This is a genomic window from Sodalis sp. (in: enterobacteria) (genome assembly GCF_047607725.1).
Lineage (GTDB): Bacteria > Pseudomonadota > Gammaproteobacteria > Enterobacterales > Enterobacteriaceae > JBLKSS01.
Genome location: NZ_JBLKSS010000343.1, coordinates 1 through 2,073, shown reverse-complemented (window position 1 = coordinate 2,073; position 2,073 = coordinate 1). Strand labels below are relative to the sequence as shown.

Genomic DNA, 2,073 nt, shown 5'->3' with positions numbered 1-2,073 from the left:
GCAACCCTGGGGCAAACATTACCGGCCTGCTGCAATTGCGGCCTACCGGAAGCCGTCAGCGCTACCAGACCACCGCGCCGGGCACGATAGACGCAACCGGCAGTCTGACCTTGCCCGCCCGCGCACTCGACAGCGGTACCCAGGGCAATCTGGCGGACAACACGCCAGGAACGCTGCTGATGGCCCCCGCCGGTGTTGACAGCAAGGTGACACTCACCCGCATGGTCGGCGGCAGCGAGGCCGAATCCGACGCCGCATTGCTGGCACGTCTGCTGGAGGTGATACGCCGTCCGCCGGCGGGCGGCAATCAATATGATTACCATCGCTGGGCGGTGTCCCTGCCGGGCGTCACCGAAGCCTATGTCTACCCGCTGCGCCGGGGCTACGGCACGGTGGATGTGGTGATAGTCACCGATAACGACCTGCCATCGCCGGAGACGATTAAGGCGGTGCAGCGCTACATTGACGAGATGCGCCCGGTCACCGCGAAAGACTGCCTGGTGCTGGCCCCCGAGGTGGTGAAAGCCGATATCACGGCCCGGGTCAGCCTGAGCAACCTGACGCTGGACGCGGCGCGCAAACAGATGACGACTGCGCTCACCGACTACTTTAACCGCCTGGCCCCCGGCGAGGTGGCGGTCAGAACCCAGCTGGGGGCGCTGATATCGGAAGTGGTCGGCGTGGTGGACTACCAGCTGCTTGCCCCCAGCGCCAATGTGGTGCCGGTGGTGAACAAACAGACCGTGCAGTGGATACGCGCAGGGACTATCACCGTGGAGACAATGCCATGAACGGCCGCGACTACGCACAGCTGCTCAGTGCCCTGCTGCCACCAAAAAGCTATGCGCTGACCGGTGAGCGCCTGACGGCTGAACTGCAGGCCGAGGGGCAGAGCCTGGCACAGCTGGAAATCCGCGCCGGTGAAGTGGCCGACGGTATCACCCCCTTCCTCGCCGTGGGGCTGCTGGCGGATTGGGAGCGGATGTTAAGTCTTTCCCCCGACAGCGGCATGACGCTACAGCAGCGTCGTCAGCAGGTGCTGGCGCGAATCAACGCCACCGGTGGTCTGAGCCGGACATACTTTATCCATCTCGCTAAATCGCTGGGCTACCGCATCACCATTGACGAGCCGGAGCCGTTCCGCGCCGGCATTGGCCGGGCCGGCGAGCGTATCTGGGTGCCGGAGATTATCTGGCTATGGATAGTCAATATCGATGACGCGCAGGTGCCGGTCTACCGCTTCCGCGCCGGCAGCTCGGTGGCCGGGGAAAAGCTGCTGACCTTTGGCCAGAACCTGATTGAAGGCCTGTTTAAAGACCTGAAACCCGCGCACACGCAGGTGGTGTTTAACTACCGGGAGAAAACGCGCCCATGAAGGACATTATCGCGCCGATTGACAGCGATGACGGGCTGTTTCATGACGGCGATCCGGCCGGCGACGTCAGGGGCACCGTGCTCTACGCCCTGTGGCTGAACGCCATGCAGGGGGCGGTCATCGATACCCAGACGGAGCAGAAAAATATTCTGGCGGCCGCCGGGATGCAGCCCAATCCGGCACAAAATAGCCAGCTGGCCGAGGCCATCCAAGGGCTGATTCAACAATCGCAGGAAGAGAAGAGCAACCAGAGCCTGCTTAAGAGAAAAAACGGTGCGGATATCCCGGATAAAGCGGCGTTCGTGGCCCATCTGGGGCTGAAAAATACCGCTGAACAGGCACAAAACGCGCTGGATAAACGTACCGGTGGCACGGTTAACGGCCGTCTGCAGATCACCCATTCGGTCAATGTCGGCGACAGCGATTCAGGGCTGATTGCCAATGGCAAAGGCAGCGTCGCGTTGTACGCCAACAATGTCAAAACCGGCGAATGGAATACAGAGCGCCTGCATTGGATACAGAATCTTGAAGTGGGTGGCAACGTTACCGCCAGTGGTGGGGCAACGTTTGGGAAAGCTGTCTCCCTATCCGGTGGTGGCCACCTCACAGATATTTTGCATTTTTATGGCAGGGGGCGAAGCGGCAACGAGACACGTTCAGGTGAATGCCGCTATTACCCTTATCCAGGCAATCTCCCA

Annotated in this window: 2 protein-coding genes and 1 pseudogene; all 3 read left to right on the top strand. The window is 61.3% G+C overall.

Annotated features, from left to right (window positions below):
* Window positions 1–791: baseplate J/gp47 family protein (locus ACMX3H_RS20125; protein ID WP_415211955.1), on the top strand; the 791-nt coding region annotated here is incomplete at its 5' end.
* Window positions 788–1,375, top strand: a complete 588-nt coding sequence (locus tag ACMX3H_RS20120) for a YmfQ family protein (RefSeq protein ID WP_415211954.1) — start codon at window positions 788–790, stop codon at window positions 1,373–1,375. The genes ACMX3H_RS20125 and ACMX3H_RS20120, both read left to right, overlap by 4 nt.
* Window positions 1,372–2,073 (top strand): annotated as a pseudogene (locus ACMX3H_RS20115) (hypothetical protein); the annotation flags it as partial. The gene ACMX3H_RS20120 and the pseudogene ACMX3H_RS20115, both read left to right, overlap by 4 nt.